This window comes from Actinoplanes sp. NPDC048791, assembly GCF_040650095.1.
GTDB lineage: Bacteria > Actinomycetota > Actinomycetes > Mycobacteriales > Micromonosporaceae > Actinoplanes.
Window position 1 is genome coordinate 1 of the sequence record NZ_JBEZGQ010000289.1, and the last position, 8664, is coordinate 8664.

The window sequence follows — 8664 nt, forward strand, 5'->3', positions numbered from 1 at the left end:
CCGGGCGACCGCCTGGGCCAGCGCGGCCCACGCGGCGAACACGCCGACCAGCGTGCCCAGGCCGGCGCAGATGGCGATCACGACCACCGGGTTCACGCCCGCGACCTGCGCGGTCCGGGCCGGCTGCATGGTCAGCGGCACCACCACGCCGGCACCGATCGCGGCCGAGAGGGCCAGCGCCAGCTCGGTGCCCGGACCGACGGCCGGTGGGCCCGGCGACCAGCGCCGCAGCAGCACGGCCCCGGTCAGGGCGCCCACCACGGCCGCCACCATCGGCACCCAGGCGACCCAGGCCAGCTGCGCCGTCCACTGATCACGCGTGGTCACGTCCAGCACGCGGGTGAGCCGTACGATGCCGAGGCCGTACGCCAGTCCCAGCTGGCTCGCGCCGGCCAGCGCGCCCACACCGAGGGTGGCGGCCAGCAGCTTGGCCCACGTCCGAAATGCCATGCCGGGCAGGGTACGGAATGGTCCGTGCCGCGGCCAGTCCAGAGCCTGCTTCTTAAGGCAGGCCAAAATTCCGCTCAGGCCACCCCGGCGCCGGTCTTCAACTCAACGATGCGACCGACATACACAGTGTCACCGGCGTTGGTCAGCATGTGCGTCTGGCCGGGCTCACGGTAGACGACGCTGCCGGTCTCCTCCTCGACGTCGATGCGCTCGCCCGCCGCCGTGTGGATCACGTTCTTGGCGCCCTGCACGGCGATCACCACGTACGCGAGGCCGTGGTGGTGCAGCGGCTGGGTCTCGCCCGGCGCCAGCGTGATGTGCCAGACGCGCACCCGGTCGTTCTCCAGCAGAATCTCCTGGCCGACCTGGCCCAGCACCTGCTCTGTCATAGCTCTCCCACCTGAGGCAGGACCCGGGACGCGATCAGTTCCACGTGCTCCAGGTCGGACATGTCGATGACCCGCAGGTGCACCCGGGTGGCGCCGATCGCGGCGAACTCCCCGATGCGCTGGACCAGGGCGTCCGGCGAGCCGACCACCGGGTCCTCCGGCGGTAGTGCGCTGGGCACGTGCAGCGGAGCGGCCCGGCGCTGGGCTTCCTCGTCGGTGCGGCCGAGGGCCACGACGATCCCTGCTGACAGGTTGACGCTGCGCCCGTACCGCTCGCTCGCGGCCCGGACCCGGTCGAAGGCCGTCACCGTCTCCGCCACCGTCTTGAACGGCATGTTGAATTCGTCCGCGTAGCGGCCGGCCAGCTCCGGGGTGCGTTTCGTCCCGCGGCCGCCGACGATGATCGGCGGGCCGGGCCGTTGCACCGGCTTGGGCAGCGCCGGCGAGTCGAGCAGCTGGTAGTGCTTGCCCTCGTAGGAGAAGCGGGCCTCGTCCGGGGTGGACCACAGGCCGGTGATGATCGCGAGCTGCTCCTCCAGCCGGTCGAAGCGCTCGCCCAGCGGCGGGAACGGGATGCCGTAGGAGGTGTGCTCGCGTTCCAGCCAGCCGGCGCCCAGTCCGAGCTCGACCCGGCCGCCGCTCATCGCGTCCACCTGGGCCACCATGATCGCCAGCGGTCCGGGCAGCCGGAACGTCGCCGAGCTGACCAGCGTGCCCAGCCGCAGCCGGGAGGTCTCGCGGGCCAGCCCGGCCAGGGTCAGCCAGGCGTCGGTCGGGCCGGGCAGGCCCGGGTCGGCGCCCATCGACTGGTAGTGGTCGGCGCGCAGGTAGCCCTCGAAGCCGCCGTCCTCGGCGTGCCGGGCCAGCCGCAGCTGGTCGTCGTAGGTCGCGCCGCGGTGCGGCTCGGTGAACAGGCTGACGCGCATCGGCGGATCCTTCAGGCCATCAGGAGTTCGTGCAGCTCGGCGCTGCATCGGGCGACCTCTTCGAGGTGCGCGCCCCGGCCCAGCGTGCGGGGCCGCGGGATGTCGATGTCGATGATCTCCCGGATCCGGCCCGGGCGCGGGCTCAGCACGACCACCCGGTCGGCCAGCAGCACCGCCTCGTCGATCGAGTGGGTGACGAAGACGATCGTGGTGCCGAGCTCCATGTGCACCCGCTGCAGCTCACCGGAGAGCTCCTCGCGGGTCAGCGCGTCCAGCGCGGAGAACGGCTCGTCCATGAGCATGACCCGCGGCTGGGCGATCATCGACCGGCACAGGGCGACCCGCTGCTGCATGCCGCCGGAGAGCTCGTGCGGCAGCCGCTTCTCGAAGCCGGACAGCCCGGTCATGCTCAGCAGCTGCTGAGCCCGGTCGCGGTGCTCCGCTTTCTTGGCCCCGAAGATCTGCATCGGGAGCAGCACGTTGTCCAGTACCGAGCGCCACGGCAGCAGGGCCGGCTTCTGGAACATCATCGCGATGTCCCGGCGCGGCTTGGTCACCCGTTCGCCTGACACCTGGACCTCGCCCGCGCTCACCGGCAGCAGGCCCGAGATCAATCGCAGCAGTGTGGACTTTCCGCAGCCAGAGCGGCCGAGCACGGCGACGAACTCGCCGTCACCGACCGCCAGGTCGATGCCGCGCAAGGCCTCCACCGTGCCGGATCGGCCCGCGAAAGTACGGGAGACGCCGGTGAGACGGATCATCGTCGGGTGCTCCCGATAGTTTCGGATCGATGCGCTGACACTGTAGCCAGCCGTTGCCTCATTGCCGCGACCACCCCGTCCACAAGGGCTTCTGAGACATACCTGTCATCGATCATCCGCCTGGGGTCCCCTACGCTAACGCCCGAGTTCGCGCACACCACCATGCGGCGCCGGTGCACCCTCCGCCCGACGCCGAATGCCTCGACACCCCCTCGGTTGGGAAGGAACACGGTGCACAGAAGAACGTTCACCCGCACGCTCGTGGCCGCCGCGCTGGCCACGACCCTCGCCGCCGCAGCCGGTTGCAGCGACGACGGGGATGACAGCAGCGCATCCGGCGGCACGCAGACGCTGGAGAAGATCACCTACCTGACGTCGTTCGGCACCTTCGGCCGCGACTCGTACGCATACGTGGCCAAGGAGAAGGGCTACTTCCGCGACGCCGGCTTCGACGTCGAGATCAAGCCCGGTGGCGGCAGCGGTGAGGGCATCAAGCAGATCGTCGCCGGCACCGCCCAGTTCACGCCGATCGACCTGACCGGCGGCCTGCTCGCCGCGGGCGGCCCGGCCAAGGCCACCGGCTTCACCGCCGTGGGCGCCGTGCAGCAGCGCACGATGGCCGCGATCATGTCGCTCGACGGCTACGGCATCACCTCGCCGAAGGACCTCGAGGGCAAGACGCTCGCCGACACCCCCGGCTCCGTCGTGCGCAACCTGTTCCCGACGTACGCCAAGCTGGCCAAGGTGGACGCGTCCAAGGTCAACTTCGTCAACGGCAACCCGCAGACGCTGTTCGGCACGCTGGCCTCGCACAAGGTGGACGGCATCGGCCAGTTCGTGGTCGGCAAGCCCACCATCGAGGGCATCGCCAAGAAGCCGGCCGTGCTGCTGCCGTACAGCGACTACCTGCAGGACCTCTACGGCAACGTGCTGATCACCAGCACCAAGTACGCCAAGGACAACCCCGAGAAGGTCAAGAAGTTCACCGCCGCCCTGCTCAAGGGCCTCGAGGACGCCATCACCAACCCGGACGAAGCCGGTACCCTGCTGAAGAAGAACGTGCCGACCGCCGACCCCAAGTCGGCCGCGGCGGAACTGACGCTGATGGCGCCGTTCGTGCGGTCCGAGGCCTCCGGTGTGCCGGTGGGCGCCCTGGACAGCCAGCGGGTCGCGCGCAGCATTGCCATCCTGCAGGGCTCCGGCCAGATCCAGGCCGGACTGACGCCCGAGCAGGTCATCAGCTTCGACCTGGTGCCGAACGCCTGATCCGGCCGGGCACGGGGCCTGTCATAGCCGGCCGGCCCCGTGCCCGGACCAGGGGAGCGAGAAAGACTGATGACTGACGTGGCGACAGCGCCCGCCCCGGCGCCGGCGGACCGGGTGCCATCCACCCGCCGCCGTACCCTCTCGGCCGTGGCCTGGCCGCTGCTCGGCCTGGCCGTCGCGATCGGCCTCTGGTGGGCCGGCACGGCCCTCTTCGCGATCAACACGGTCGTGCTGCCCTCACCGCCCGCGGTGATCGACGGCTTCAACCGCTACCGCCAGTTCCTCGTCGACGAGGCCGGGCACACCACCGCGGCGACGGTGGAGGGCTTCCTGCTCTCGGTCGCCGTCGGCGTGCTCCTCGGGGTGGCCATCGCCGCCTGGGGGCCGTTCGAGCGGATGTTCTCCCCGCTGCTGGTGGCCTTCAACGCGGTGCCCAAGGTGGCGCTCGCGCCGCTGGTGCTGATCTGGTTCGGCTACGGGCGCACACCGATCCTGGCGATGGCGTTCATGGTCTGCTTCTTCCCGATCGTGCTGTCCACCGCGACCGGCCTCACCAGCACCCCGGCCGACCTGGTGGAGCTGGCCCGCTCGATGGACGCGTCCCGGGTGCAGACCTTCGCCCGGATCCGGCTGCCGGCCGCACTGCCGCAGATCTTCGTCGGGCTCAAGGTGGCGATGCCGCTGGCGGTCATCGGCGTGGTGGTCGGCGAGATGCAGTACGGCGAGAGCGGCCTCGGCACCATCATCGTGCAGACCAGTGGCCAGGGGGACACCTCGACGGCGTTCGCCGCCATCACTCTGCTGGCGCTGATCAGCATCGTCCTCTACTACGCGCTGGTCCTCGTGGAGCGGCTCGCCCTGCCCTGGGTGCGCGCCACGACCTCGCAGCGCTGATCCCAGGTACGAAGAAGCCGGCCGACTCGTCGTGAGTCGGCCGGCTGCTCTTTGTCCGGGATGGAGATCAGCTCAGCAGTCGCCAGCGGCCGCTGCGGGCCACCAGCAGGGTCAGGGCCTGCGGCATCAGTCCGGAGTGGTTGTCCGGGGTCAGCCGGATCGGGCCGGCCAGGCCGTCGGTCTGCGAGGTCTCCAGCACGTCGCGGATCCGCTGACGGTCGCCGCCGACCTTGGCCACCGCGTCGGCGATCAGCTCCACCGCGTCGGCCGCGAAGGCCGCGACCCCCGAGTAGCTGCCGTAGCGGGCGGTGTAGTCGCGGAACCACTGCTTGCGGGCCGCCTTCGCCGGCGTCGTGGCGATCACGTCGTCGATGGCCAGGATCTGGGTGAAGACCATGGTGGTCTTGTCGGTGGCGCTCGCGGCCGCCTGCGGCAGGAAGAGGTCACCGGCCGCGGCGGCGTCGAAGTAGACGCTGCCGGTGAAGCCGGCCGCCTTGGCGCTGGTGGCCGCCAGCGTGGCCAGATCCGAGCCGGCCAGCACCACGAGGGCCTCGGGGCCGGCGTCGGTCAGCGTGCCGACCGTCTGGCTGATCTCGGTGGCCGTCGGCTTGACGCTGCGGTTGCCGGACAGCGTGATCTTGGCCGCCTTGAGCTGTTCGACCATCTTCTTCTGCGCGGCCCGGCCGTAGAGATCGTCGGCGTAGAGCAGAGCGGCGGACTTGGTCTTCTTGCGGGTCAGCTCGGCCACCGTGGCGGCCACGCTGTCGGTCGAGTTCGGACCGAGCTTGAAGACGTACCGGCGGCTCTGCACCGGCGTGGTCACCTCGTCGGCGGCGGCGAGCGCGATGGTCGGGATCCGCTGATCGTTGATCGTCTTGGCCGAGTCGACCACACACTGGCCGCAGGAGCCGGCGATCACCGCGGCCACCGCCGGGTCCGCCGCAAAGGTGCTGATGTTGCGCAGCGAGGCGGTCGGGTCCGACCGGTTGTCCTGGGTGCGCAGCACCAGCTCCCGGGAGCCGAGCACGCCCGAGGCGTTCACCTGGTCGATCTTCAGCTGCAGCGCACGGGTGTACGCGTAGTCGACCGCGGAGCCCGAGGCGTCGAGATCGGCGCCGATCACGATCTGCGTCTTGTCGCCGGTCTCGGGGTCCGAGTCGCAGCCCGTCAGCGCGGCGACGGCGAGCGTCGATGCAGCCACGGACGCCGTCAGACGGCGGGGGAGCCTCACTGCGGGTGCCTCCTAGGGGGCGGAGCCCGGGATTGAACCATCCCGGTGAACGCAACGTTGTCCGGTGTGGACCGCGCGAACACGGACAGTCCGTCCGTTCGATCGCGCCAAACCTTGCCAACGTGAAGGTCCCTGGTCAAGCTGCGCCGCAGACGGCCGACGGGATGACTTTCCCACATAGTGGTTGGAATCTTGATGGATCAGCGTCACTGCACCAACACGGAAAGTTGCCATGGTTACATTCGTGCACGTCAACGCCTACGCAGTGTCGATTGTCGAGCCGAACGGTTGATTGTCAGCGCGCCGTGAACAGTGTTTCCGGAACGTCGCAGACTTCCCAAACCGTTGCCGTCTCTGATGAAATCGCGGCCGTGCCGCGTGTGGCACGAGCCCTGTCGCGTGGATCGGCTATTCCCGGGCGGCAGTATCGGGGTGGGCGAAGAGATGCGGGGATGACCAGCGAGGAGATGTCGTGAGCACCGGTTCTTCGACCCAGGCTTCGACCTACCCCGCTCGCGCCGCCGGAAACCCGGTGGGACCCAGTGCGGACGCCGGCCGGTCGAGCGGCGCCGGGACGCGGGAACGGCGCGGGCGCATCCCGCGCCTGCGTGACGCCCGGATCCGGTCCAAGCTCGCTCTGATCCTCTTCGTGCCGCTGGTGGCCGTGCTCGCGCTGGCCACCGTCCGGCTCGTCGACGTCGGCGGCTCGGCGCTCGACGCCCGGCAGGTCGAGGACCTGACCGAGCTCTCCACCGATGTCTCGGACCTGACGCAGTACCTCCACAAGGAGCGGATGGCCGCGGCGCAGTATCTCGCGGCGCCGGACACCAAAGCGGACGGTTACAACGCTGCGATCGCCCTGAGTGACCAGCGCATCCAGCGGTACACGGCCGACCGCCGCGAGCTCGATGAGCCACCCCCGGCCGTGCAGGACCGGCTCAACCGCATCGACCAGCACCTGCAGACGATGGACGCCACCCGTAAGAAGGTGACCGACCGCGACGAGATCGCTGTCTCCGAGGTCGTGCTGCGCTACGGCGTCGTGCTCACCGACCTCGTCGGCTACGGCGAGGTCCTCAGCCAGTACGCCGGTGAGGGCACGGTCGCCGACAGCCTGCGCGCGGTCTCCGCGTTCGCCCGGGCCAAGGCCGGCACCGCCGAGCAGGAAGCAGTCGCGTACGCCTCCCGCGCCTCCGGTGACGTCAGCGCCGAGCAGCTCTCGGTCCTGACCGCCACGGAGACCAGCCAGCAGGAGGCGCTCGAGAGCTTCGCGCTGGTGGCGACCCCGCAGCAGCGCGCCCTGGTGGACAACACGGTCACCGGCGACGCGATCAACCTCGCCGACCAGTACTCCACGCTGCTCAACCGCTCCGACCCGATCGAGCCGATCGAGCTCACCCAGTCCTTCGGCGCGGTCGTCGACCTGATGCGCTGGGCCGAGCAGCGGCTCGAGACCCAGGCACTGCAGCAGGCGTCCGACGAGAGCTCCGCGGTGGGCCGCCAGGCCGCCATGGAGGCCGGCCTGGTGCTGCTGACCCTGATCATCGCCATCGCGCTGGCCGTCGTGCTGGCCCGCTCGCTCAACCTCTCGCTGCGCCGGCTGCGGGAAGGCGCCCTGGCCGTGGCCAACCGCGACCTGCCCGAGGCGGTCGCCCGGCTGCGCGACGTGCGCAACCTCGGCGACGGCGGCGCCGACGACATCGTGCGGCAGGTCCGCGACCCGATCCGGCTCAGCAACCGCGACGAGGTCGGCCAGGTGGCGCAGGCGTTCAACGTCGTGCACCGCGAGGCGGTCCGGATCGCGGCCGAGCAGGCCGCGCTGCGGACCAGCGTCTCGGCGATGTTCCTCAACCTGGCCCGCCGCTCGCAGAGCCTGGTCGACCGGATGATCGGCGAGCTCGACCAGATCGAGCGCGGCGAGGAGGACCCGAAGCGGCTCGCGCAGCTCTTCGAGCTCGACCACCTCGCCACCCGGATGCGCCGCAACGACGAGAACCTGCTGGTCCTGGCCGGCGCCGACTCCAGCCCGCCGCGCCGCGAGGACGCCCTCGTGGTGGACGCGCTGCGCGCCGCGCAGTCCGAGGTCGAGCTCTACAACCGCATCGAGTTCGGCACCGTCGACACCGACATCTCGATCGCGGCCGTGGCCGTCAACGACGTGGTGCGCCTGGTCGCCGAGCTGCTCGACAACGCGACCCGCTTCTCGCCGCCGAACACGGTGGTGGTCGCCGACGGCCGGCGCATCCGCGACTACGTGGTGATCCAGGTCGAGGACCGCGGGCTGGGGATGTCCGAGGAACAGATGGACTCCCTGAACCGGCGGCTGGCCGAGACCCCGGACGTCGACGTGGCCGCGTTCCGGCTGATGGGCCTGGCCGTGGTCAGCCGGCTGGCCAACCGCTACGGCATCCGGGTGGAGCTGCGGGCCAACATCGAGGGCGGCACGGTCGCCCAGGTGATCCTGCCGAACCACATCGTGGTGCTGCCCAGCAACCGCCCGCTGGACCCGCCGAGCCGCGGCAACCGTCAGCTCGACGCGGCCCCGGCCAACTGGAACGACCCGATGCCGCTCGGCCGGGGCAGCGCGGCGACGGCGACCCTGCCGGCCATCGCGCCCGAGCCTTGGGGGCAGCAGCGCTCCGACGACGGCCTGATCCGGGCCGGCGCCGGCGGCTTCTCGACCATCAGCAACCCGCAGCAGCAGCCGCAGCAGCCGGCCCACCCGCAGCTCCCGCGGCAGCCCTCAC

Annotated in this window: 7 protein-coding genes and 1 pseudogene; 3 read left to right on the forward strand and 5 right to left on the reverse strand. The window is 70.7% G+C overall.

What is annotated here, in order from left to right:
- From AB0C29_RS21365 to AB0C29_RS21380, 4 genes and pseudogenes are all read right to left on the reverse strand, one after another.
- Positions 1–450: pseudogene (locus tag AB0C29_RS21365) on the reverse strand (hypothetical protein); the annotation flags it as partial.
- 74 nt (positions 451–524) lie between these two features.
- Entirely contained in the window at positions 525–839 is a 315-nt protein-coding gene (locus AB0C29_RS21370) for a cupin (protein WP_360822614.1), read from the reverse strand.
- Complete coding sequence (locus AB0C29_RS21375) at positions 836–1765, reverse strand: LLM class F420-dependent oxidoreductase (protein WP_360822617.1); 930 nt, start codon at positions 1763–1765, stop codon at positions 836–838. The genes AB0C29_RS21370 and AB0C29_RS21375 overlap by 4 nt, the downstream gene beginning before the upstream one ends.
- A gap of 11 nt (positions 1766–1776) precedes the next feature.
- The gene (locus AB0C29_RS21380) at positions 1777–2526 is read right to left on the reverse strand and encodes an ABC transporter ATP-binding protein (RefSeq protein WP_360822620.1); all 750 of its coding nucleotides are present in this window, start codon (positions 2524–2526) and stop codon (positions 1777–1779) included.
- 231 nt (positions 2527–2757) lie between these two features.
- Here AB0C29_RS21380 and AB0C29_RS21385 point away from each other — a divergent pair, with 231 nt between their 5' ends.
- A complete protein-coding gene (locus AB0C29_RS21385) occupies positions 2758–3792 on the forward strand; it encodes an ABC transporter substrate-binding protein (RefSeq protein ID WP_360822623.1) in 1035 nt (344 codons plus the stop codon).
- Between the two features lie 69 nt (positions 3793–3861).
- Complete coding sequence (locus AB0C29_RS21390) at positions 3862–4686, forward strand: ABC transporter permease (protein ID WP_360551871.1); 825 nt, start codon at positions 3862–3864, stop codon at positions 4684–4686.
- A 67-nt stretch (positions 4687–4753) separates the two neighbouring features.
- On the opposite strand, the gene AB0C29_RS21395 is transcribed toward AB0C29_RS21390, so the two are convergent.
- The gene (locus AB0C29_RS21395) at positions 4754–5887 is read right to left on the reverse strand and encodes an ABC transporter substrate-binding protein (RefSeq protein ID WP_360822626.1); all 1134 of its coding nucleotides are present in this window, start codon (positions 5885–5887) and stop codon (positions 4754–4756) included.
- Positions 5888–6449: 562 nt separating this feature from the next.
- Between AB0C29_RS21395 and AB0C29_RS21400 the strand changes: the two genes are divergently transcribed.
- On the forward strand, positions 6450–8664 hold a 2215-nt coding region (locus tag AB0C29_RS21400; protein WP_360822629.1), incomplete at its 3' end, for a sensor histidine kinase.

What these genes read in the sequence shown, in the direction of transcription:
- AB0C29_RS21390 (WP_360551871.1), top strand. Translation starts at nt 3,862, where the DNA reads ATGACTGACGTGGCGACAGCGCCCGCCCCGGCGCCGGCGGACCGGGTG.
- AB0C29_RS21370 (WP_360822614.1), bottom strand. Translation starts at nt 839, where the DNA reads ATGACAGAGCAGGTGCTGGGCCAGGTCGGCCAGGAGATTCTGCTGGAG.
- AB0C29_RS21380 (WP_360822620.1), bottom strand. Translation starts at nt 2,526, where the DNA reads ATGATCCGTCTCACCGGCGTCTCCCGTACTTTCGCGGGCCGATCCGGC.
- AB0C29_RS21375 (WP_360822617.1), bottom strand. Translation starts at nt 1,765, where the DNA reads ATGCGCGTCAGCCTGTTCACCGAGCCGCACCGCGGCGCGACCTACGAC.